The organism is Micromonospora parathelypteridis (genome assembly GCF_014201145.1).
GTDB classification, from domain to species: domain Bacteria; phylum Actinomycetota; class Actinomycetes; order Mycobacteriales; family Micromonosporaceae; genus Micromonospora; species Micromonospora parathelypteridis.
Genome location: NZ_JACHDP010000001.1, coordinates 5505816 through 5527943, shown reverse-complemented (window position 1 = coordinate 5527943; position 22128 = coordinate 5505816). Strand labels below are relative to the sequence as shown.

The 22128-nt window shown below is 71.1% G+C and carries 18 protein-coding genes and 1 pseudogene; 6 read left to right on the top strand and 13 right to left on the bottom strand.

The window, feature by feature from the left end:
* Nucleotides 1-140 precede the first annotated feature (140 nt).
* The 3 genes from HNR20_RS25060 to HNR20_RS25050 all read right to left on the bottom strand — a co-directional run bounded on the left by HNR20_RS25060 (nucleotide 141) and on the right by HNR20_RS25050 (nucleotide 3496).
* Nucleotides 141-1283 (bottom strand): alcohol dehydrogenase catalytic domain-containing protein, encoded by a 1143-nt coding sequence (locus HNR20_RS25060; RefSeq protein ID WP_229687342.1) that lies wholly within the window; start codon nucleotides 1281-1283, stop codon nucleotides 141-143.
* The gene (locus HNR20_RS25055; protein ID WP_184184453.1) at nucleotides 1280-2734 is read right to left on the bottom strand and encodes an aldehyde dehydrogenase family protein; all 1455 of its coding nucleotides are present in this window, start codon (nucleotides 2732-2734) and stop codon (nucleotides 1280-1282) included. The genes HNR20_RS25060 and HNR20_RS25055 overlap by 4 nt, the downstream gene beginning before the upstream one ends.
* Nucleotides 2735-2839: 105 nt before the next feature.
* Nucleotides 2840-3496: a TetR/AcrR family transcriptional regulator C-terminal domain-containing protein gene (locus HNR20_RS25050; RefSeq protein WP_184184450.1), complete on the bottom strand. Its 657-nt coding sequence runs from the start codon at nucleotides 3494-3496 to the stop codon at nucleotides 2840-2842.
* A 98-nt stretch (nucleotides 3497-3594) separates the two neighbouring features.
* Here HNR20_RS25050 and HNR20_RS25045 point away from each other — a divergent pair, with 98 nt between their 5' ends.
* Nucleotides 3595-4767, top strand: a complete 1173-nt coding sequence (locus tag HNR20_RS25045; RefSeq protein ID WP_184184447.1) for an acyl-CoA dehydrogenase family protein — start codon at nucleotides 3595-3597, stop codon at nucleotides 4765-4767.
* Nucleotides 4768-4772: 5 nt separating this feature from the next.
* Here the strand turns inward: HNR20_RS25045 and HNR20_RS25040 are convergent, their stop codons facing one another.
* From HNR20_RS25040 to HNR20_RS25015, 7 genes and pseudogenes are all read right to left on the bottom strand, one after another.
* On the bottom strand, nucleotides 4773-5810 hold the full coding sequence (locus tag HNR20_RS25040) for an aminotransferase class V-fold PLP-dependent enzyme (protein WP_184184444.1): 1038 nt from the start codon (nucleotides 5808-5810) through the stop codon (nucleotides 4773-4775).
* Between the two features lie 61 nt (nucleotides 5811-5871).
* On the bottom strand, nucleotides 5872-6408 hold the full coding sequence (locus tag HNR20_RS25035) for a SigE family RNA polymerase sigma factor (protein ID WP_184184441.1): 537 nt from the start codon (nucleotides 6406-6408) through the stop codon (nucleotides 5872-5874).
* Nucleotides 6408-7019 carry a permease-like cell division protein FtsX gene (locus HNR20_RS25030; protein WP_184184438.1) on the bottom strand — a complete coding sequence of 204 codons (612 nt, stop codon included), beginning with the start codon at nucleotides 7017-7019 and terminating at the stop codon, nucleotides 6408-6410. The genes HNR20_RS25035 and HNR20_RS25030 overlap by 1 nt, the downstream gene beginning before the upstream one ends.
* A gap of 69 nt (nucleotides 7020-7088) precedes the next feature.
* Complete coding sequence (locus HNR20_RS25025; protein WP_184184435.1) at nucleotides 7089-9275, bottom strand: FUSC family protein; 2187 nt, start codon at nucleotides 9273-9275, stop codon at nucleotides 7089-7091.
* Between the two features lie 86 nt (nucleotides 9276-9361).
* Nucleotides 9362-10774, bottom strand: a complete 1413-nt coding sequence (locus HNR20_RS25020) for an FAD-dependent oxidoreductase (protein WP_221309904.1) — start codon at nucleotides 10772-10774, stop codon at nucleotides 9362-9364.
* 72 nt (nucleotides 10775-10846) lie between these two features.
* Nucleotides 10847-11413 (bottom strand): RICIN domain-containing protein, encoded by a 567-nt coding sequence (locus HNR20_RS32780; RefSeq protein WP_308425480.1) that lies wholly within the window; start codon nucleotides 11411-11413, stop codon nucleotides 10847-10849.
* Nucleotides 11399-13042: pseudogene (locus HNR20_RS25015) on the bottom strand (serine/threonine-protein kinase); the annotation flags it as partial. The pseudogene HNR20_RS25015 and the gene HNR20_RS32780, both read right to left, overlap by 15 nt.
* A gap of 63 nt (nucleotides 13043-13105) precedes the next feature.
* On the opposite strand from HNR20_RS25015, the gene HNR20_RS25010 reads away from it, so the two are divergent.
* The 3 genes from HNR20_RS25010 to HNR20_RS25000 all read left to right on the top strand — a co-directional run bounded on the left by HNR20_RS25010 (nucleotide 13106) and on the right by HNR20_RS25000 (nucleotide 15891).
* The gene (locus HNR20_RS25010; protein WP_184184429.1) at nucleotides 13106-13831 is read left to right on the top strand and encodes a hypothetical protein; all 726 of its coding nucleotides are present in this window, start codon (nucleotides 13106-13108) and stop codon (nucleotides 13829-13831) included.
* Nucleotides 13832-13950: 119 nt separating this feature from the next.
* Nucleotides 13951-14826, top strand: a complete 876-nt coding sequence (locus HNR20_RS25005; protein WP_184184426.1) for a DUF4231 domain-containing protein — start codon at nucleotides 13951-13953, stop codon at nucleotides 14824-14826.
* Nucleotides 14827-14892: 66 nt separating this feature from the next.
* Nucleotides 14893-15891: an AraC-like ligand-binding domain-containing protein gene (locus HNR20_RS25000; RefSeq protein WP_184184423.1), complete on the top strand. Its 999-nt coding sequence runs from the start codon at nucleotides 14893-14895 to the stop codon at nucleotides 15889-15891.
* 19 nt (nucleotides 15892-15910) lie between these two features.
* Here the strand turns inward: HNR20_RS25000 and HNR20_RS24995 are convergent, their stop codons facing one another.
* From HNR20_RS24995 to HNR20_RS24985, 3 genes are all read right to left on the bottom strand, one after another.
* On the bottom strand, nucleotides 15911-17116 hold the full coding sequence (locus HNR20_RS24995) for a hypothetical protein (RefSeq protein ID WP_184184420.1): 1206 nt from the start codon (nucleotides 17114-17116) through the stop codon (nucleotides 15911-15913).
* Complete coding sequence (locus HNR20_RS24990; RefSeq protein ID WP_184184417.1) at nucleotides 17101-17958, bottom strand: hypothetical protein; 858 nt, start codon at nucleotides 17956-17958, stop codon at nucleotides 17101-17103. Before HNR20_RS24990 ends, HNR20_RS24995 begins: the two co-directional genes overlap by 16 nt.
* Nucleotides 17959-18339: 381 nt before the next feature.
* A complete protein-coding gene (locus HNR20_RS24985) occupies nucleotides 18340-19728 on the bottom strand; it encodes a cation:dicarboxylate symporter family transporter (protein WP_184184414.1) in 1389 nt (462 codons plus the stop codon).
* Nucleotides 19729-19828: 100 nt separating this feature from the next.
* Here HNR20_RS24985 and HNR20_RS24980 point away from each other — a divergent pair, with 100 nt between their 5' ends.
* Both HNR20_RS24980 and HNR20_RS24975 read left to right on the top strand, forming a co-directional pair.
* Nucleotides 19829-21415: an ATP-binding protein gene (locus tag HNR20_RS24980; protein ID WP_184184411.1), complete on the top strand. Its 1587-nt coding sequence runs from the start codon at nucleotides 19829-19831 to the stop codon at nucleotides 21413-21415.
* Nucleotides 21412-22107 (top strand): response regulator, encoded by a 696-nt coding sequence (locus HNR20_RS24975; protein WP_184184408.1) that lies wholly within the window; start codon nucleotides 21412-21414, stop codon nucleotides 22105-22107. Before HNR20_RS24980 ends, HNR20_RS24975 begins: the two co-directional genes overlap by 4 nt.
* Nucleotides 22108-22128 lie beyond the last annotated feature (21 nt).

Sequence of the window (22128 nt, the reverse complement as noted above, 5' to 3'; positions counted from 1 at the left end):
GACGGGCCGCCGGTCGTGCCGGAAGGCCAGTCGTGTCCAGACGTCCCAGGGCAGTGGGACGACGTCCGCCGTGTCGGGCGGCGCCCAGTGCTCGCCCGTCTGTGGGTGTTGCGGGATCTCGCACTGGCCGACCCACGTGCTCAGTCCAGGGTGACCACCCAGCGAGCGCCCTCGCCCCGCGCCAGCCGGTCGAACGCCGTCGGCGCCTCCTCCAGCGAGATCGTGCCGCTCACCAGCACGCGCAGGTCCAGAGCGCCCGAGGCGAGTTCGGCAGCCAGCACCGGCACCTCCCGATCGGGGTCGGACGAGCCGTACACCGAGGAGCGCAACGTGCGGGCGGAGTGGAAGATGTCCAGCGCGCCGAGGCTGACCATGTCGTCCTTGGCACCCATGCCGACCACGGTCACCGCTCCCCCGCGCCGGGTGAGCCGCCAGGCAGCGCGGATGGTGGCGGCGCGGCCGACGCACTCGAAGGCGTGGTCGACACCGCGGCTCTCGGTGCGCGCCCGCACCTCCTTGGAGAGCCGGTCGTCGGAGAGCAGGAAGTCGGTCGCCCCGGCGGCGAGCGCCAGGTCCCGCTTGGCCTCGGCGACGTCGATGGCCAGGATCGTCGTGGCACCGGCCCGGCGGGCCGCGCTGAGCACGGCGAGCCCGACCCCACCGAGCCCGACGACGGCCACGGACTCGCCGGGCGCTACCCGGGCGGTGTTGCGGACCGCGCCGACGCCGGTGAGCACCGCGCAGCCGAGCAGTGCGGCCTGCTCAGGCGGCAGACCGGCGGGGATCGGGATGACCGCGCGCTCGGGCACCACCACCGCCTCGGCCAGCGCGCCGAGGCCGAGGGTCAGGTGCAGCGGGACTCCGTCGTCGGTCTCGCCGCGCGGCACGGTCGGCGACGTGGTGTCGGCGCAGAGCCACGGCTCGCCGCGCCGGCACCACCAGCAGGCCCGGCAGGCCGGCGCCCAGTTGAGCACCACCGGGGTGCCCACCCGCAGGCTGCTGCCCGGCCCGGTCTCGGCGACCACGCCGGTCGCCTCATGCCCGAGCACCAGCGGGAACCTGGCGGCGAGAGTGCCGTTGACCATCGACAGGTCGGAGTGGCAGACGCCGGCCGCCGTGATCGTCACCCGCACCTCGCCCGGGCCGGGCGCGGGCAGGCGTACCCGCTCGACCCGCAGCTCAGCACCGGAGGAGCGCGCGACGAGCGCGCGGACGGTGACCGGCGCGCCAGCCGGCTCGGTGCCGCCGTGCGACGCGGCCGGGGGCAGCCCGGGGCCGGTCATCGCTGGATCGCCTTCAGCTCGCTGAACTCGGCGAGCCCGTGCACGCCCAGCTCCCGGCCCAGGCCGGACTGCTTGTAACCGCCGAACGGGGCGAGCGGGTTGAACGGTGCGCCGTTGATGTCGACCGCGCCGGTGCGCAGCCGCCGGGCCACCGCGAGCGCCGCGTCGGTGTCGGCGGACCAGACCGCGCCGGCCAGCCCGTACTTCGAGTTGTTGGCGATGGCGACCGCCTCGTCGGTGTCGTCGAACGGGAGGACGGCGAGCACCGGGCCGAAGACCTCCTCCTGGGCGAGCGCGCTGTCGGGGTGCACGTCGGCGAAGACGGTCGGGGCGACGAAGTGCCCCTGGGCCGGCACCGGGGCGTCCGGGCCGCCGGCGACCAGCCGGGCACCGTCGGCCAGCGCCCGGTCGATGTGGCCGCGCACTCGTTCGGCCTGTGCGGCGGAGACCAGCGGGCCGAGCCGGGTGGCCGGGTCGAACGGGTCGCCGAGCCGGTACCCGGCCACCGCCGCGGCGATCAGGTCGAGCGCCTCGTCGTACCGGTCGCGGTGCACCAGCATCCGGGTCCACGCCGTGCAGGTCTGACCGGAGTTGAGCAGGGCGTTGCCGACGCCCACCTTGACCGCGGTGGCCAGGTCGGCGTCGGGGAGGATCACGTTGGCGGACTTGCCGCCCAGTTCCAGCGCGACCCGGGCGATCCGGTCGGCGGCGAGCCGCATGATCCGGGCGCCGGTGGCGGTGGAGCCGGTGAACGAGACCAGGTCGACGTCGGGGTGCCCGACGAGCGCCTCGCCCACCACCGGTCCGGTGCCGGGGACCAGGTTGAGCACGCCCGGCGGCAGCCCGGCCTCGGTGACCGCGTCGAAGAGCAGGTACGCGGTCAACGGGGTCAACTCGCTGGGTTTGAGCACCACCGTGCAGCCGGCGGCCAGAGCGGGCGCCACCTTCGCCATCACCTGGTGCAGCGGGTAGTTCCACGGGGTGATCGCGCCGACCACGCCGACCGGCTCACGCACGACGAGGGAGTTGCCGATGCTCTCCTCCACGGGTGCTCGGGCGGCGAGCGCGACGTGATCGCGCAGCACGGTCAGCGGCAGGCCGACCTGCACCCGGGTGGCGAGCTTGAGCGGCGAGCCCAGCTCCACGGCGATGGTGCGGGCGAGGTCGTCGGCGCGGGCGGCGAGCGCGGTGTGCAGCCGGTCGAGGTGGGCGGACCGCTCGACGGGAGCAGTGGCCGACCAGCCGGGGAACGCGGCGCGGGCGGCGGCCACGGCGCGGTCCACATCGGCCGGGGTGCCGGCCGGCACCTGCCCGATCAGCTCGCCGGTGCTCGGGTTTTCCACCTCGATCAGATCGGCGTCGGCGGGAGACGTCCAGGCGCCGCCGAGGTGCAGGTGGCGCCGGAGGCGCAGGGCGTCGGGCAACTGCGACGGCGGGGCGGCGAGGTCCATGTCGTCCCTTCGGGGGTGGGCGATGGGCGATGGTGACGGGGTCGCGATGGGCGATGGTGACGGGGGTCGCGGCGGGCGATGAAACTAGCGCTGGGAGTTTGGACGCTACCCGTTGGGCCGGGCGGACTCCACCGTGGCGACGGTGCGGGTGTATTCGGCGGCCAAGCCGTGCAGCAGAGCGTCCAGGCCGAGGGCGAATGCGCCCTCGTCCACGCTCTGCTGGTGCTCGGCCAGCCGGTGCGCCTGACGCAGGTGCGGGTAGTGCGCGGCGTACAGCTCGGGGTCCTCGACGAAACCGCGGGCGAACGAGCCGAGCGCCGACCCGGCCACGAAGTAGCGCAGCGCGGCACCGATGTGGGTGGCCCGCGCGGGCGGCCAGCCGGCACGGACCAGGCCGCCGTAGACCGCGTCGGCCATGGCCAGCGCGGCCGGACGCCGGCCCGGGCCCTGGGCCAGGTACGGCACGATGTTCGGGTGCGCGGTGAGCGCCCGCCGGTAGGACCAGGCCCACTCGCGCAGCGCGGCGGCCCAGTCCCGGCTGGCGAAGCCGCTGGTGTCGACCGCGGCGGTGACCGTGTCGGCGACCGCGTCGAGGATCTCGTCCTTGGTGGCGAAGTGGTTGTAGAGCGACGGCCCGCGCACACCCAACTCGGCGGCGAGCCGCCGGGTGGAGAAGGCGGGCAGGCCCTCGGCGTCGATGAGCGCGGTGGCGGTCTCGACGATCAGCTGCCGGGTGAGCCGGGGCTGGCGGGGTCGGGGCACTGCGCTCCTCGCGGGTCTCGGCCGTCAGGTCTGGACGCGACAAAACTTGCACCGCTAGTTTAAGGGTGACCGGCAGCACCGACGCCAGGAGGATCACCGTGGACTTTTCACTGACCGACGAGGAGCGGGCGGTACGGGACACCGTCCGATCGTTCATCCGCCGCGAGGTGATGCCCCTGGAGGCGGAGGTGCTCCGCCGGGAGCGGGCGCACCAGCCGGGCCTCGACCACTCCGAGCTGCGCGAGCTGCAGCTCAAGGCGCGCAAGTTCGGCTTCTGGGGCCTCGCCACCCCGGAACAATACGGCGGGATGAACCTGCCGGCGGTGCTCCAGTCGCTGATCTGGACCGAACTGGGCCACACGTTCGTGCCGTTCCGCTTCGGCGGTGAAGCCGACAACATCCTGTTCCACGCCACCGAGGAGCAGAAGCGGGAGTTCCTCATCCCGACCATCGAGGGCGAGCGGCGCTCCTGCTTCGCCATCACCGAGCCGGGCGCCGGGTCGGACGCGGCGAACATCCGGCTGTCCGCCCGCCGCGACGGCGACGACTGGGTCCTCGACGGCGAGAAGACCTTCATCACCGGCGGCCACGACGCCGACTTCGTCATCGTGGTCGCGGTCACCGACCGGGAGAAGGGCGCCCGCAACGGTGGGGCCACCGCGTTCCTGGTGGACCGGGCGATGGGCTGGCGCTCGGAGTTCATCCAGACCATGGGCGAGGGCGGGCCGGCGTCGCTCATCTTCGACGGCGTACGCGTGCCGCACCGCAACATCCTCGGCGAGATCGGGCAGGGCTTCACGCTGGGCATGGAGTGGATCGGCAAGGGCCGCTACACCATCCCGTCACACGCCATCGGCATCGCCGAGCGGGTCCTGCAGATGGCGATCGACTACGCCAACACCCGGGAGACCTTCGGCACGAAGATCGGCACCAACCAGGCCATCCAGTGGATGATCGCCGACTCGGAGACGGAGTTGGAGGCGGCCCGCTGGCTGGTGCTGCGCTCGGCATGGACGGTGGACCAGGGCCTGGACCCCCGGCACGCCTCGTCGATGGGCAAGCTCTACGGCGCCGGGATGGTCAACCGGGTGGTCGACCGGGTGCTCCAGATCCACGGCGGCATGGGCTACACCCGTGAGCTGCCCATCGAACGCTGGTACCGGCAGGTCCGGCTCTACCGGATCTTCGAGGGCACCGACGAGATGCAGCGGCTGATCATCTCCCGCGATCTGCTGCGCGGATACACGAAGATCGGCGGTCACCTGGCCTGAACGGGTCAGCCCGTCAACGCCGTGAGGGCCGCGTCCACATCAGCCTCGGTGGAGTAGATGTGGAAGGAGGCGCGGACCCGTCCGGCCCGGACCGCCGCCCGGATGCCGGCCGCCGCCAGCCGCTGCTGCGCGTCGGGCACGTCGACGCTGACGATGGCGCTCTCCCCCGGCGGCCGGCCCAGCCCGGTCAGAAACCGGTTGGCGAGCGCCACGTCGTGCGCCCGGATCGCCGGCACCCCGATCTCGGCCACCAACTCCAGGGCGGGCGCCGCGCCGACCCAGCTGAACCAGGCCGGTGAGATGTCGAACCGGCGGGCGTCGTCGGCCAGCCGCAGCGGCGCGCCGTAGTAGGAGGCGTGCGGGTCACCGCCCGCGTACCAGCCGGCGGCGTCCGGGCGCAGCCGCTCGCGCAACGCCGGGGCCAGATAGGCGAACGCGGTGCCACGCGGATTCATCAGCCACTTGTAGCCACCGACCGCCACCACGTCGGCGCGGCTCCCGTCGAACGGCAGCCAACCGCACGCCTGGGTCGCGTCCACCACCACCAACGCGCCGTGCGCGCGGGCGGCGGCCACGATCTCGTCGTACGCGCTGACGGCCCCGTCGGCGGACTGCACCAGGCTGAACGCGACCACATCGGTGTCGGCGTCGATCGCGTCGACGAGGGTGTCCGGCGGCACCGTACGGACCTTGATGCCACGATCCTCCTGGACCAGCCAGGGGAACAGGTTCGAGGTGAACTCGACGTCGGGGACCACCACCGTCGCCCCGGCCGGCAGCGCCGCCGCGACCGGCGCGAGGACCTGCGACACGGCCGCGCCGACCGCCACGTCATCGGCCGGCACCCCGATCAGCGCGGCGAACGCGACTCGGGACCGCTGCACCGACTCGCCCCAGCCCTCCCACGACGTGCTGCCGACCCGCCAGGCCGCGAGAGCGTCCTGCAACGCCGTCCACGCCGGCTCGGGCGGCAACCCGTAGGAGGCGGTGTTCAACCAGCCGGGCTCCGGCTGCCACAGCTTCTGTGCCTGCTCGATCTCCATATGGAAGACGCTAGGCGGGACGGCGTCCGTCGGGCACGGCCAATCGGCGACCGGCGGCCTGTCAGATCCGTACGAAGTCCTGCCCGAGCAACGCCCGCAGCTTGGTCAGTGCGCGGGCGTTCTGCGTCTTCACCACGGACGCGGTGACGCCGAGGGTGCTGGCGACGGCCTCGACGCTCTGATCCTCCCAGTGGCGGAGCACCACGATGGCCTGGTCGCGCAGCGGCAGGGTGGCCAGCGCCTGAAGCAGGGCGACGTGCAGTTCCACGGTGTCGTCGAGTCGTTGGGGCGGTGCCTCGGGCAGCTCGGCGAGCACGATTTCGGCGGCACTGCGCCGCTTGGCCTGGTCGAAGACGGCGTTCATGAGGACACGCCGGCTGTACGCGTCGAGGTTCACGGTGTGCCGGATCCTGCCCCAGTTCGCGTACATCTTCGCGAAGGTGGTCTGGGTCAGGTCCTGTGCGAGGTGCCAGTCGCGGCACATCAGGTAGGCGGTCCGTCGCAGCCTCGGTGCGGAGGTTTCGACGAACGCGGTGAACTCCGCCTGCCGGGCGGTCTGCTCGCGCCGCCGGGCCGCGCCCCAACGGGCAGGTGCCATCAGTCGACCGCCGAAGCGCTCGTGCCGGCCGGGCAGTCGATGCCGATCATCTCGTCCACCCCGGGCATGCGTTCGACACGGACAGCCAGGTTGGCGTACTGGGACCGCCCGGTCAGCTTGATCCGAAACGACTCGGGAAGCTGGTCGGCCCGGACGGGGGCGACGAGTTCCGGGACATCCGCGAAGATCTTCCTGTACCTGGCCAGCGCCTGGTCGCGACTCTCGAACACCAGGGTCCCGACGGCCGGATCCGTGGCCAACGCGCGGTTGACGGCGCTGCGCTGCTGATCGGTGATCTCCATGGTGAGGAAGACCGACGCGTCGGTAGCGGTCTCCCGGGCGGGAAACGCGCACGCCTTGTTCACGAGCATGCCGAACGCCGCCGGCACCGCCGTCGGGGGAGGCGCCGAGCGGTCCGGCGGTCTCGCCACGCTCGCCACCCCCACCGCCGCGACGGTGACCACGGCCGCCACACCTGCCGCAACGGTCTGCTCCCGGCGGCGGCGCAGCCTGCCACCGATGGCCATGGCGTGACCGGCCAGGTCGACCGAGGGCGGCTCGGGCTCGTCGGCCAGGGCGCGGTCGAAGAGCATCCGCAGGTTCTGATCCATGGTGCACTCCCGTGATCCGGTGGACTCCCACAGGTGAAGACTGGTTGGAGCACCGGATCGGTCACATCGTCAGGAGTCCCCGCCCCGGCCAGCCGGCCCGCCAGCAGGCGGATGGATGCGGGCGATGCTGTCCATCAGGCCGGCGAGCCACCGGTCGACCTCCACGAGGTGTCGGACCGACCGCGCGTCACCCTCGCTGAGCAGCGGACGGATCCGGTCCAGTTCACCGGCACAGCCGGTCGGGGCGGGCACCGGGGCCGAGGCGTGGCCGTGCGCCACCTCGGCCGCGAGGTCGTCGTACGCCGATCGCAGTTGCCCGGCGGAGTCCCGCAGCAGCGTCGCGGCCGCGGGCCAACCGGCGAGGCAGCCGGGCGGGTTGCGGCGCAGCAGCGACTCGGCGCCGGGCACCACGCGGTGCCCGGCGCTGAGGACGGCGTCCCAGTTCACCTGCCGGTTGTGCGGGCCGTGCCGCTCCGAGTGGTACTGGCAGTACGACGAGTCGACCAGGATCATCCGCTGCCGGACCCTCCCCAGGGCACGGTCCGGTGGCGGAGCGCCGCCGAGCACCGCCTGGATGGTCTGCTCGACGGCGTCCGCGCTGGTCGCCAGATAGCGGGTGGCGTTGAGCCGCAGGTCGTGGCTCGCCCCACGCGGCCACATCGCCACGCCGGCGAGCACGCCGATCACCACACCGAGCAGCACGTCGACGAGACGGGCCTCGGCGAGCTTCCACCCTTCGGGGTTGAGCTGGGTGAAGACGCCCGTCAGCAGCAGCGTGAACAGCGCCTGCTGCCACACCGGACCGAGCAGACGACCAACACCGAAGGCCAGCATCAAGGTGATCGGCAGTACGACCGCGTAGATGATCGGATCGTCGACGACCAGCATCAGCCCGCCGCTGACGACGGCACCGGCGACCGTGCCCAGCACGGCCGGCCGCAACGCGGTGCGGGTGTCGGCGGCCGAGGTCCGCAGGACCGTCAGGGTGGCCAGCAGCACCCAGAAACCGTGGGTGAGCTGCAACAGCCCGGCGGCGACCCGGGCGATGGCGAGCGCCACGGCCAGCCGCACCGAGCTGTGCAGGTGGGCGGAGCGGGGCGCCAGGTGGGCGCGGAACTGCCACCAGTACAGCCTCCAGGGGCTGTGCCGCGCGTACTCGAAGAGCCCCGAGTAGGTGTCCGCACCGTCGAGCGGCGACCCGGTCGCCACCCGAACACCGACGGCGAAGATCCGCGCCTGGTCGGCGAGGGCCAGCGCCGTCGCGTCCCGACACAACCGGGGGACGTCCGGCGCGTCGTGGCCGTCACCCTCTCCTTCGGGGTACGCCACCTCGGCGCGCCCGATCGCGGCGTCCAGGTCGCCGAGTTCCACTGTCGGGCCACCCGGCGACAGGGCCCGGCCGGTGGCGCGAGTCGTCTCCGCACACGCGCGCAGCAGACGCGCCGCCGCCAGGTCCGGGATCGGCTCCGACGGGGTGTCCGCGGCCAGCCGGTCCGCCTCGACGAAGACCTCCCGTAACGCGGCCGCGCAGATCCGTAGCGCCCGATCCTGAGCGCCCGCCGCGCTGGGGGCCCACTCGGGAGGGTTGCGGCCCAACTCGATGGCGGCGACCAGGTCGTAAGCCCGTTCGCGCCGCGTGTCCCGGCCACCCGGATCGGCCTGCGGGTCGGTCAATCCGTCGGCGGCGGCATCGAGGAACGCCGCGACGCCGCCCGCCGCCTCGGCGAGGCGCTGCCGGTAGGAGACCGGCACCGGGTCGGGCCAGAGGAGCACCTCGGCCGCGGCGAGCAGCACGATGGCGAGCGTGACCCCGCCGAGTCGCTCCGGCACGGTGCCCGGCTGGTACGGCGGGAAGGACGCCAGGATGTAGAAGAGCTGAAACGCGCTCGCCAACCCCACCAGGCGTGGATTGCCCACCCCGGCGAACGCCACGACGAAGCCGATGACCAGCATGCCGCCGGCTGCCGCCCACGTGTTCCACGCCAGCAGCGAGCCCGCGGCGATCAGCGCCCAGACCGCCGGCAGGGACATGACGAGGATCCGCGCCCGTTGCGGCGCCGGACCGGGCAGCTGCGCGAACGCCCCGGCGGCGATCGCGCCGAACAGGCCGTAGGTGGCGAGCACCGGGCTGCCCGCGCCGTAACGGCAGCCGTAGAAGACGACGGACGCGACGAGCGTCAGCCGTGCCGCTCGCCGCAGGATGGCGTCCCCCGGGTCACGGCGGCGGAGCCGGCCAAGGAGGCTGGTTCCGAGCACGCCTGCTCCCCCGGGTTCGTCGCAGCACCCCTCCCCGACCCATCATGCGCCGCCGAGCCTCCCGGTTACTGCGGGTTCCCGCCGAATCACCGCCGAGAGCCCCCGAACAAGCCGAGTCGGAGGGCCCGCAGCAGCGTGCCGGGACGGCTCAGGGTCGCCGGGTGGTCGAGCATGGTGGTGACCCGACCGAGCCGGGCGTTGAGCACCGGATCGGTCAGCGACGTCCGGAAGAGCAGGTCACCGAACCACTTGGTGACCTTGTAGCCGGGCGGGTACGGCCCGTCGACGTGCGGCAGCTCGATGTCGGCGGTGGTGGAGATCTGCCAGGCGGCGTCGACGACCACGCGAACCTGGTCGAAGTACGCCCGCGCGGGCTCGTCGTGCGGCTTCGGGCCGGACCGCAGGTATGCCGACAGGCAGGAGGCGTGCAGCGTCGCGGAGGTCATGCCCTGCCCGTACACCGGATTGAAGGACGCGACCGCGTCACCGGCGGCGACCAACCCGGCGGGCAGGCGGTCGAGCTTGTGGAAGTCCCGGCGTCGGCTGTCCGCCTGGTGGTAGGTGACCACCCCACCCAGCATCTCCCCGCGCTCGGCGATGTCGCCGAACATCTGCGGATAGTGTTCCCGGCAGCGGGCGGTGAAGTCGGCGACGTCGCGGCTGGGCCGGTCCTCGTCGTAGCCGGCCACCAGCATGATCCACCGGTCACCCTCGACCGAGTTGATCCCACCGATCCGGGCCGTACGCCCCTTGCCCGCCATGGTGTGGAAGACCGCCACCCAGGCGTCGCTGACCTTCTCGTCGCGCTTGTAGAGCGCCGTCGCGTAGTTCAGTTTGATCGGCATTCGTTGCATCGGCGGGCGGGGCCACCCGTGCTCGGCCAGCCAGTCGCTGACCCGGCTGGACCGCCCCATCGCGTCGACCACCAGGTCCGCCGCTTCGACGAGCGGTTCGGTGCCGCCCTCGGGCACGTACCGGGCGCCGGTGACCCGCCGCTCGTCGAAGAGCAGGCCCTCCGCCCGGCCGTACACCAGGCGGATGTTGTCGACGGCGAGGGTCCGACGGCGGACCAGCGCTTCCAGGAAGGGACGCGTGGTGATCAGCGCCGGCCCGGTGTCGGTCGTGGCCGGCGGCAGCCCCAGCATGCCGTTGACGAAGACCTTCGCCGTGCCCTGGTCGCTCGGCGGCGGAGGGGCGCCGAGCGCGAGCGCCTCGTCGGCGATGCCGGGAAACCATCGTTCCAACTGGACCTGACCGGCGGGCAGCAGCGCGTGCACCTGGCTGCCCTGCGGCACACCCGGCCGTGGTCCGGCATCGACATCGGACGGGTCCCGTTCGATGATCAGCACTTCCTCGGCGTGGTCGCTCAACACCCGAGCAGCCATCAGCCCGGCCATGCTGCCGCCGAGGACCACGGCACGTCGCATGAGCACTGGGGTCTCGACCGGTGGTTCGGCCGTCGCTATCTCCGCGAAGAGCCGGGACGGAGAGGGGGCCATGCGATCACTCCTCGATCGGTCGGGGATCCGCGACATCCACGACCGTAACCACCGCAGCGCCCGCAGTCAGGCTCAGGTGGCCCGCCATTTCTGGTTCGCATTCCCGTTGCACTGCCAGAGCTGCAGTCGGGCGCCGTTGTCCGGGTTCGCGTCGAGCACGTCGACGCACCTGTCCGCCTTGGTGTTCACCAGGTCGTAGGCCTTGTTGAGGGTGAACTTCTGTGACGCCGCGCCGGAGCAGTCGGCCAGTTGGATGGCCGCCCCATCCTGGGTGGAGTGTCCGGCGACCTCCAGGCACTTGCCCATCGACCGGACCGTGCCGTCCGAGGGGAAGGTCCACAGTTGCTTGGCGGTCCGACGGCAGTCCCAGATCTGCAGTCGGACGCCGGCGGTGGCGTTGCCATCCGGGATGTCGATGCAACGGTCGCTGGCGAAGCTGAGGATCTGCTTCCCGGCGGGCGCGTTGCTCTGCGTCGGAGAGGGCGGTGGCGGGGCCGACGGTTGCTGCCCCGGATTCCCCGGATCGGTCGTCGCACCGTTGCCCGTCCCCGGTGTCGGCTGCACCGCGCCTCCGGACGGCGGCGGGCCGGCAGGTTTGGACGGCGAGCCGCCCGTGACCGGCGCACCCTGCACCGGCATCCCCTGGAAACCGTCCGTGATCAGCGCGAAGACGCCCGCGCTCGCCGACCATTCGGCGGCCGAGGTGGTCCAGCCGATCGAGTACGCGTGCCCGTTGTGACCAACGAACGCGCGGCTCACCGTGCGCAGCGGCGTGCCGTCCTCGTCGGTGTGGGTCCACTCCCATTCGGCGGCCCGCACCTGGTAGCGCAGCGCGGCGAGCCGGACCTGCCGGTAGTCGGCGTACCTCTTGCGTTCCGCCGCCTCCCGCGCCCGCAGCTCGGCGACCAGGTCCGCGGGGACGGCCCGGAGTTCGTCGACCACGAGCACCCGGCTGCCGTCCGGCTCCCGGAACTCGGCCCGCTCACCGTCGCGCCGCACCCGCCAGCCGTCCGGCACCGGTACGAGGAAACGGGGATCGTCGCGGTAGTAGCGCCACCCGGCGGGCGCCGGTGGCAGCACCCTGGACACCGGCGTCTCGGCGATCGGCGACGGGTTCACGGCAGGCGCCGCCATCTCGCCGTCACCCGCGTCGCCGAACAGCCCGCCGTTCAGCAGAGACGCGGTCACCAACAGGGCGACCAGCAAACCGGCGGCGGCGGTCGAGCCGATCAGCCGAGCCCGACGCTTCCGGCCCGGCCCGGTCACCGGGGCACCGGGGACAGGCGGCGGCGTATCGGCGACAGCCGGCGACGCGGGCGGGCCGGACTCGGCGGTGACGAACTCGGGCACGATCTTCGGACGGGGCCCGTCGCCGGTGGTGCTGCTGGCCCCGGTGATCCGGGTCAGCGGCCCACCACCGGTGCCGCTCACCTTCGCGACCGGCGCGTCCGCGGTGGCGGCCTGGCGCAGGAGCCGATCTGCCTCTTCGGCGTCGATCCGCTGATCCGGTTCCCGGCGCAGCAGTCCTTCGAGGAGCGGGGTCAGCCGACCGGCTCGCTGCGCCGGCGGTGGCGGCTCGGTGGCGAGCGCCGCCAGCGTGGCGATCGGAGACGACCGCTGGTACGGCGTGCGTCCCTCCACCGCCGCGTAGAGGGTCGCGCCGAGCGACCAGAGGTCGGCGGCCGGACCCACGTCGCCGTCGGTGGCCCGCTCCGGCGCGAGGAACGCCGGCGAGCCGAGCACCATCCCGGTCTGGGTCATGCGTGGGTCACCGGGGAGGGTGGCCAGACCAAAGTCGGTCAGCACCACTCTGCCGTCGTCGGCGAGCAGCACGTTGGCCGGCTTGACGTCGCGGTGCAGCACGCCGGCCTGGTGCGCGGCGCGTAGCGCGCCCAGCACGCCGAGCCCGATGTGCGCGGCGCGGGCCGCCGACATCGGCCCCTCGGCTTCGAGCACCTGGTGCAGGGATCGGGACGGGACGAGCTCCATCACGATCCAGGGGTCGTCGGCCGAGTGCAGCACGTCGAAGACGCGTACCACGTTGACGTGACCGAGGCGGGCGACGGCCCGCGCCTCGCGCATGGACCGTTCACGCAGCTCTCGGCGTTCGTCGTCACGCAGGCCGGGCGGCGCCACCAACTCCTTGATGGCCACGTCACGCTGCAGCATCTCGTCACGGGCCTGCCACACCCGGCCCATGCCACCCTGACCGAGCGGACGGACCAGCCGATAGCGATCGGCAATCAACTGTCGAGAGGCGTCAAGCACGCCAGGAAGGTACCCGGCGAAGTTTACGGGCCCAATTTTTCGGGGCAGCCGGAAAAGCGACAGTTGGATATGTCACAGGCAAGATCGATTGCTGACCGATCGTTCATTTCGACACAACTCCACAAATGGCGCGACACACTGTCGCCCAACGCGATGTTACCAACACGTATATCGGCAATCTGCTATGAATATCGAATGAATTCGAATTCCGCGTCGACCCGAGCCACCCGCGCCCTGGTCCTGGCCAGCGCGTTCATGGTCGCGGTGCTGACCGCGTGTACGCCCGCAAGCGACGCCCGCCAACCCGGCACGCCACCTGTCGACAGCGCAACGTCGTCGGCGCGCGAGGGCGGTGCCGCGCTGCCGTGCACGCCGTCGGTAACGGCAATGCCGACAATACCGGCGGGTTATCGACTTGTCGGAAAAGACGTTGCCGTGCCCGACCGCGCGGTGTTGCCCGTGGAGGACTCCGGGGAGGCTGATCGAGCAGCTCGGCTATTCGCCAAATGGGGGCTGGTCGTACGCGCAGGCGCGGTTGTCGACCTTCAGGTGGCACCGGGATCAGAAGGCGTGGCCCGGATCGGATGGGGTGCTCTCAGCCCGCCAGCGACGGCCGTCACGGTGCACGCCTGTTCGCCAGAGGGTGCACAGGCGCAGTGGAGGGCATTCGTCGGCGGCACGTGGGTCGCCCAGGCCGCCTGCGTACCGCTCGTCGTGCGGTCGAACGGCCAAGAGGACCACGTCACCCTCGGCATCGGCGTCGCCTGCGACAAGCCCAACACGCCATAGATCACCTGGGTGCCGTCGACGGCGGCACCGGCCTGTTCGACGGGGCTCGATCGCCGGGGCGGCCCTGTTGGGTACCACCGTCTACTGTCTAGTGGACATGCTGCCGGGAGGTCATCGCCATGCTGGAAGCCGAGGACCTTCCACCGTTCCAGCGTGCCGTGTCACACGAGTCGCAGCGCGGGCAGCGAGTGTTCGCAACCCTGATCGCACTGCGGCTGTCGCTGCTCCTGCTGGCCGCGGTGGCGGGGGTCGGCGCCTGGAAGTTCGACGATCTCACCACGCTGGGTCCGGCAATCGCGGTGGGCGCCTTCGCTGCCACCTCGTTCGTCGAGGTCTTCCTCCTTACCAATCGCCCAAACGAGCGGTGGTATGTCGGAAGGGCGCTCTCCGAGTCCATCAAATCGTTGACATGGCGATTCACGACAGCAGCAGATCCATTTCCCAGATCGCGTGACGACGCGGATTGTGTCGAGGAATTCACCGGCCGACTGTTGGGCCTGACCAGGGACATGGCAGCAGCCGGGCTGGCGGCACCTGCCGTGAGCGGGCAACAGATCACGGAAGGGATGCGAACCTTACGCGCCGCCTCCCTTGAGGACCGTCGAGCGACGTACCTGAGCGGCCGCCTCGAAGCCCAGAGGGCCTGGTATGCCGAGCGCTCACTGTCGAATCGCGCGCTAGCGACCCGCTGGTCCGTCGGCATGCTCGTACTGGAGATAGCGGGCCTGACCCTGGCGGTGTTGAGGGTGGCCGGGCTGATGGAAGTCGACCTGTTTGGCGTGGCCGCCGCGGCAGTCGCGGCCGGTGCGGCGTGGACGCAGACGCGGCAACACAGCGCGGTGGCGACCGCCTACGCCCTGGCGAGCCAGGAGCTTGCCGCCATGGGGTCACTCGCGACCCGGATCACCTCGGAGACGCAGCTGTCGCAGTTCGTGAGCGACACGGAGACGGCGATTTCGAGAGAGCACACGATGTGGCGAGCACGCCGGCGTTGACGCCTACTATGTACGGCGGCGCAGCCATGGCCGCGTCAACGACATCGACATGAATCGAGGGGGTCAGTGCTCACCGTAGCCTCGGCGGACACCATCGTGGTGCCCGAGGGTGAGCGCTTCGGCTTCTGGCACGACCTGGTGGCGCGTGAGTCGGTTCCGATGCGGATCCACAGTGCCCACGCAGCGGACTTCCGAGCCCGGGCAGAGGTCATCAGCCTGGGTGAGGTCGTGCTGTCGTCCTGGCAGTACCCATCCCTGGACATGCAGCGGACCGGCACATTCATCCGCCGCAGCGACCCGGAGATGTACCAGTTCGCGCTGCCGTTGTCCGGGCACGGCGGGGTGGAGCAGGAGCGGCGCGCGAACCTGTTCACGCCGGGGCATTTCGCCGTCGTCGACACGTCCCGGCCGCATCAGTCGACTCATCGGGGGCGGTCGCAGCGCGAGAGTCTGTTGACGACCCTGACGATCCTCGTTCCGCACAATCTCATACCGCTGCACCCCGACAAGATCGCCCAGCTCCTCGGCACGAACATCCCCGCCACCGAGGGGACAGGCGTGCTGCTCAGCCAATTCGTACGCCAGATCCTGACCCACCCGGAGCAGTACCGGGAGAGCGACGTTCCGCTCCTGGGCACCGTTGCGCGGAACCTGATCTCCGCGGCGGTGGCCCAGCACCTGGACCTCACCGACGCTCTACCGACCGAGGTACGCGGGCACAGCCTGCGCGTACGGGTCAAGGCGTTCATCGACGAGCACCTGGGCGACCCGGACCTCTCACCGAGCACCGTCGCGGCCGCGCACCACGTCTCGCTCCGCAGCCTGCACCGGGCGTTCGAGACCGAGGACCAGACAGTCGCTGAGATCATCCGGACGAAACGCCTGGACCGGTGCGCACGCGACCTGCGCGATCCCCTGCAACGAGCGCGGCCCATCCACAGCATCGCCGCCCGCTGGGGCTTCCCCGCGAAGGCTCATTTCAGCCGGGTCTTCACCGCCGCCTTCGGGATGTCGCCCCAAGCCTTCCGTGCCGACCCCTCCGATCGACCCGGTCGCGTCCGGTAAGGACGGTGACCGCGCACGCTCACAGCCACGCCAGAAAGACCGTGTCGGCACTCAGGCTGTCGTTGGAGATCGGGACCGTCTCCCCTCCCGGGTTGGTCGGCACAACCCTGAGGTCCGGGGGCTGGAGAGGATCCCCGTACGGATCGTTGGGGATGTGGACGGCGGCGATGAAGTGTTTCCCGTCCGCCGAAACCACCATCCCCTCGGCGACGGTGCCGTCGTTCGCGCCGACCACCTCGATCGCGGCTCCCACGGGATCACCGGAGTGGGCGTCCGCGACCTGGAACGACCCGGACGGGGCGCGGCACAGCACCTGGGCGTCACTGATCCAGCCCACGATGGCGACACAGTCGCGGACCAGGGTGGCGTTGCTGGCCGACTTTCCGCTGAGCGCGATCGACGAGTCCGAGGCGTCGAAGATCCTTCCGAAGACCTTCGGCGCGAACCCCGTGAACCGTCGGCCGTTCGGCGAAACGCGGACCATGCCAGCCTGGATGGCGCGCGGCGGCTTTCCCGAGACGGTCAGCGGGAGTTCATTCCCGGCCGCCGGCCCCTCGTCCGTCAGGTCCTGGTTGCCCTGGATGGCCCGGGATCCGATTCTCTGCTCACCGGCAGGGTTCCTGTAGGTGAACCACACGCTGCGCCCGTCGGGCGCCATCGCGGCGTTCTGCTCGTCGTTGCCCGTCGCGCCGCTCGGGGCCGCGGCGTCGCCCTGGGGGTCGCCGCTTGCCACGGAACCGGCGTGTGTGGCCTTGCCGTCGGGCTCCCGGAAGACGACTGCCATCCGGGTGAATCCGAGGTCGAAGAGGGCGCGGATCCGCGGAGCCATGTGTTCCAGGTCGTCCAGGCGGTAGGGGGACGGGCGGTCCGTGCTCTGTCGGCACAGGTCCACGAGAGGGCTGTTGACTGCCTCGACGCCGGGATAGTTGCTGAAAGCGGCGCCGGCCGGTATGTCGAACATGTGCTCGTCGAGTGGTTGCCACCCGTCGGGATCCCATGCCTGCACCACAACGGCCGCGGCGCGCGCACCGATGGAACAGGTCGCGGTGATGACGGCGCCCTTGCGGGTGAACGGGGTGTCCGGCAGGTCGTACCCGTCGTTGCCCCGGTTCGCAGTGGCCGGGCCGGAGCCCTGCTTCTCCGCTTTCGGCGGCGAACTGCAGGCCGCGAGACACAGGACGGCCAGCGTGACGGCCACAGCTCTCGGAGCTACGCCAAATCGCATGAGTCCCCCTGAGGGTTCAGGTGGCACGGCGTCCAGGGAACCGAGCCGAACACCCACTTCTGTCGAGGGTTCTCGGGCGCCGATTCCGTGTGGATACGTAGGGGGCTCCCGTTGCCGTCTTTCAGTTGGACGTATTCGTCCTGATGGTGGGCGTCCGTGTAGTGGACCTCGATGCCCCACTCGCACGACTGGCCGGGGGGCGCGATCGCCTCCACCCGGAGGGCGCCCACGGATTGGCCGCCTCCGACCTCGATGAATCGGCTGTCGAAGTAGGGCTTGCCCTGCCCCTCGGTGTCGTCGGTCAGGACCGGCTCGTCCGCTCGGGGCGGGAGGTGAAGGCTGATCCCTTCGTAGGCCGCTCCGCCCTGCGCAGGGCGGGAGACGACAGTCTTCCTGGTGCTCTTCACACAGGTGAGGTCAACAACCTTCCAGTCGTCGATCATCACCGGGTAGGCCCGGGTGCTTAGGAAACCAATCTTGAACGTGTCGACGTTCTCCAACCTGCCGGAGGCGAACTGCTGTTCCCTGTATCGCTCCGGGGCATTCTCCAGGAGAGACGCGTATTGCAGCGGGTGACCACCCAGGTCTCGCAGGTAGGAGAAGGGAGACGAACTCTCCTGCATCTTCTGCGTCTCGTCGGCGGTCAACTCCCGGTCGAGGAGCATGGTCCAGGAATCCGGCTCACCCCTCTCCGGCTGCACGGACACCGTGAACGGCAGTTCGGACGCGTCGACCTTCTTCTGAGCGGCGTTCTCCTTGGCAGAAAATAACGAAGTCAGGCCATAGTCTCGCACCGTTTCGAACGCCATGGCCGAGGCGCCCATTACGACGGCTGCCACCACCGTCAGGACGATCCAGCGCCTGTTCTTGCGACGGGAGGCTCCGGGGCCCGCTCCGAATTGTTCATAGGCGATCGCTGCAAAGCCCTCGCCGGCCTCTCTCCTGGAGCCAACGGGTGCCCGTTGCTGTTCAGCGCCGGCCGGTGCGTCGCCGTGTGGACCCGGACCGGGGGTTGCCGGCTCCTGGGGGGATGCTCCACCGCCGACAGGACTCGACCCCGATGTCTCCTCGGGTGGTGGCGTTGCCGTCATAGCCATCGACTGTACGGTCGTGCGTCGATCCGCAGAGTCCCGGACGTGGCCCGTCCACAGTGGGCCGATGTTGGGTCAACGAGAGCCCTGGCCGGGATTGACAGCCCAGCCAGGGCGACTCGTACGCCAGGGTCAGGCTTGCGCCCCGACGGGCGTGGCCGATTCGTCGGAGCGGCGCGGCTCCACCTCGTCGGCGTCGTCGTGCTCGTCCAGCATGGTGGCCTCGTCGAACGGGTCGTCGCCGTTCAGCACCCCGACCGCCCGGTCCCGGTCGAACTCCCCGGTCCAGGTCCCCACCAGCACGGTCGCGACGGCGTTGCCCGCGAAGTTGGTCAGCGCCCGAGCCTCCGACATGAACCGGTCGATGCCGACGATCAGCCCCACCCCGTCGACAAGATCCGGCCGGTGCGACTGGAGCCCACCGGCCAGCGTCGCCAGCCCGGCACCGGTAACCCCGGCGGCACCCTTCGAAGCGATGATCATGAAGAGCAGCAGCGAGACCTGCTCGCCGATCGACAGCGGCTTGCCCAACGCGTCGGCGATGAACAGTGACGCCATCGTCAGGTAGATCGCCGTGCCGTCGAGGTTGAACGAGTATCCGGTCGGCACCGTGATGCCCACGACCGGCTTGCTCACGCCGAAGTGCTCCATCTTCGCGATCAGCCGCGGCAGCGCCGACTCCGACGACGAGGTCGACAGGATCAGCAGGAACTCCCGGCCGAGGTAGCGCAGCAGCCCGAAGATCGAGATCCGGGCCACGAACCAGAGCAGCGCACCCAGGAAGACCAGCACGAAGATCAGACAGGTCGCGTAGAAGCCCAGCATGATCTGGGCGAGGCTCTTGAGCGCGTCCACGCCGGTCGCGCCGACCACGGCGGCCATGGCGCCGAACGCCCCGATCGGCGCCAGCCACATGATCATGGCGAGGACCTTGAAGACCACCCGCTGAATGACGCCGATGGCGCTCAGCACCGGCTCACCGCGCCGGCCCATGGCCTGTACGGCGAAGCCGACCAGCAGGGCGACCAGCAGCGTCTGCAGGACCTCGCCCTCGGTGAGCGCGGAGAGCAGCGTGGTCGGGATGATCCCGAGCAGGAAGTCCGCGGTCCCGCCGGCCTCGTCACCGGCGGCGGCCTTGCCCGCGCCCGCGAGGTCCTGGCCGAGGTCCAGACCGGAGCCGGGGTGGATGAGGTTGCCGACGACCAGGCCGATGGCGAGCGCGACGGTCGACATGGTGAGGAAGTAGCCGAGGGCGAGGCCGCCGACCTTGCCGACCTTCGCGGCCTGCCGGACGGAGCCGACGCCCAGCACGATGGTGCAGAAGATGACCGGGCTGATCATCATCTTGATCAGGTTGACGAAGCCGGTGCCGATCGGCTTGAGTTCCTTGCCGAAATCGGGGGCGACCAGGCCAACCACGATGCCGGCAACCACGGCCACGATGACGGCCAGGTAGAGGTAACGGGTACGGTCCCGGCGGACTGCCGGTGCCGGTGAGGTGGCGGGTGCAGTGGTGTTCATGTCGTCAATGTGAAGTAGATCTCACACGTTGACAGCCTTGCGGTCATTCTGTTCACCGCGAAAGCACCAACCGCGGCGGCGCGACGAGAAGGAGGTGGGGGTGGCCCGACGTCAGTGGAGCATCGCGGGGCAGCTCTTCGCCCTCCAGGCGGTGGTGGTGACGCTGCTCGTGCTGGCCGGCGCGGCGGGCGCCGTCTGGCTGGCCCGCAGCGACTCCCAGCAGGCGGCTGAGGAGGAGGTGCTCGCGGTGGCGCTGACCGTGGCCGGCTCCCCCGACGTCCGCGCGGCCCTCACGACCGTCGACCCGGCCAGCAAACTCCAGCCGTACGCCGAATCGACCCGGAAGGCGACGGCCACCGACTTCGTGGTGGTGATGGCCCCCGACCGCACCCGCTACTCTCATCCGACCCGGGAGCGGATCGGCGAGCCGTTCGTCGGGGAGATCGGGCCCGCCCTGGCGGGCCACCCGTTCACCACCACAAACGTCGGCACGCTCGGTGAGTCGGTGCGCGCGGTGGTTCCGGTCTACGACGAGCAGCAGCGCATCGTCGGTCTGGTCTCGGTGGGCATCACCACCCGCGCGATCGACCGCAAGTTGCTCGGCCAGTTGCCGGTGCTGCTCGGTGTCGCCGCACCGGCTCTCGCGCTCGCCGCGACCGGCTCCTGGCTGCTCAGCCGCCGGCTGCGTCGCCAGACACACGGTCTGGGGCCAGCACAGATGACCCGGATGTACGAGTACTACGACGCGGTTCTGCACTCGGTGCGTGAAGGTCTCGTCGTGCTGACCGTCGACCGACGGGTGGCGCTGGTCAACGACGAGGGCCGCCGGCTGCTGGCGCTCGACACGGACGCACCGGTGATCGATCAGCCGGTGGCCGGGATCGACCTACCGCCCGCGGTGGCCGAGCTGCTCGGCTCCGGGCGCGACGCCCGCGACGAGCCGATCCTCGCCGGTGACCGGGTGCTCGTCGCCAACCAGCGGACCACCCGCTTCGAGGGCACGGTGCTCGGCACCGTGCTGACGCTGCGCGACCAGACCGAGCTGCGCACGCTGGCCAGTGAGCTGGATTCGGTGCGCGCGTTGACCGAGGCGTTGCAGGCGCAGACCCACGAGTCGGCCAACCGGCTGCACACCGTGCTCACGCTTGTGGAGTTGGGCCGCACCGACGAGGCCGTACGGCTCGGCACCCGGGACCTGGCGCTCGCCCAGCAGCTGACCGACCGGGTGGTCGGCGCGGTGACCGAACCGGCGTTGGCGGCGCTGCTGCTCGGCAAGTCCGCGCAGGCCGGCGAGCGCGGGGTCGACCTGATCATCGACCCGGACTGCCGTCTCGACGACAGCCCACTGCCGACCGGCGACCTGCTCACCGTGGTCGGCAACCTGGTCGACAACGCCCTGGAGGCGGTGGCCGGCATGCCGGCGCCACGCCGGGTGCGGGTCTTCGTCGGCGCTGTCGACGACGAGTTGGTGGTACGGGTCGCCGACAGCGGCCCGGGGCTGGCCCCGGAGCGGGTGGCCGACGCGTTCCGGCGCGGCTGGTCCACCAAGAGCACCGGACGGGGTCTCGGCCTGGCGCTGGTCGGGCAGGTGGTTCGCCGGCACGGCGGTAGCTACGAGGTGGCCCGCTCGGACGACGGCGGCAGCCTGTTCACCGTCCGGCTGCCGGGCCGCGGTGAACGGTCATGACCGACATCCGGGTACTGGTCGTCGAGGACGAGCCGCTGCTCGCCGAGGCGCACAGCGCGTACACCGAACGGGTTCGGGGTTTCGTGGTGGTCGGGGTGGCGCACACCGCGCGGGCGGCGATGGCGGCGCTGCGCGCCAACGACGGTGGCGACGTCGACCTCGTACTCCTTGATTTTCGGCTGCCCGACCTGCACGGCCTGGACGTCTGCCGGGCGTTGCGGGCGGCCGGCAGCAGCGTCGACGTGCTCGCGGTGACCAGCGCGCGGGACCTGGCGGTGGTGCGCACCGCGGTGTCTCTCGGGGTGACCCACTACCTGCTCAAACCGTTCACGTTCGCCGCGTTCCGCGACAAGCTGGAACGGTACGCGGACTACCGCGCGCAGGCCCTCGCCGAGGGCGAGGTAGCCGCCCAGCACGAGGTGGACCAGATGTTCGCCACCCTGCGTGGCACCGCCGGGCACAGCCTGCCCAAGGGGCTCGACGCGCAGACCCTCGATCGGGTACGCGCCGCGCTCACCGACGGAACCCGCACGGAGGTCGGCCTGTCGGCGACCGAGGTGAGCGGGCTGACCGGCATCTCCCGGGTGACCGCCCGCCGCTACCTCGAATATCTGGTGACCATCGACCGAGTGGTTCGCAGCCCCCGCTACGGCACCCCCGGCCGCCCCGAGGTCGAGTACCGACCCAGGTGAGCGGCCTGAAACTCCGACCCG

What these genes read in the sequence shown, in the direction of transcription:
- HNR20_RS25060 (WP_229687342.1), bottom strand. Translation starts at nt 1,283, where the DNA reads ATGACCGGCCCCGGGCTGCCCCCGGCCGCGTCGCACGGCGGCACCGAG.
- HNR20_RS25055 (WP_184184453.1), bottom strand. Translation starts at nt 2,734, where the DNA reads ATGGACCTCGCCGCCCCGCCGTCGCAGTTGCCCGACGCCCTGCGCCTC.
- HNR20_RS25040 (WP_184184444.1), bottom strand. Translation starts at nt 5,810, where the DNA reads ATGGAGATCGAGCAGGCACAGAAGCTGTGGCAGCCGGAGCCCGGCTGG.
- HNR20_RS25035 (WP_184184441.1), bottom strand. Translation starts at nt 6,408, where the DNA reads ATGGCACCTGCCCGTTGGGGCGCGGCCCGGCGGCGCGAGCAGACCGCC.
- HNR20_RS25030 (WP_184184438.1), bottom strand. Translation starts at nt 7,019, where the DNA reads ATGGATCAGAACCTGCGGATGCTCTTCGACCGCGCCCTGGCCGACGAG.
- HNR20_RS25020 (WP_221309904.1), bottom strand. Translation starts at nt 10,774, where the DNA reads ATGGCCCCCTCTCCGTCCCGGCTCTTCGCGGAGATAGCGACGGCCGAA.
- HNR20_RS32780 (WP_308425480.1), bottom strand. Translation starts at nt 11,413, where the DNA reads ATGCCGGTGCAGGGTGCGCCGGTCACGGGCGGCTCGCCGTCCAAACCT.
- HNR20_RS25005 (WP_184184426.1), top strand. Translation starts at nt 13,951, where the DNA reads ATGCTGGAAGCCGAGGACCTTCCACCGTTCCAGCGTGCCGTGTCACAC.
- HNR20_RS24995 (WP_184184420.1), bottom strand. Translation starts at nt 17,116, where the DNA reads ATGCGATTTGGCGTAGCTCCGAGAGCTGTGGCCGTCACGCTGGCCGTC.
- HNR20_RS24985 (WP_184184414.1), bottom strand. Translation starts at nt 19,728, where the DNA reads ATGAACACCACTGCACCCGCCACCTCACCGGCACCGGCAGTCCGCCGG.
- HNR20_RS24975 (WP_184184408.1), top strand. Translation starts at nt 21,412, where the DNA reads ATGACCGACATCCGGGTACTGGTCGTCGAGGACGAGCCGCTGCTCGCC.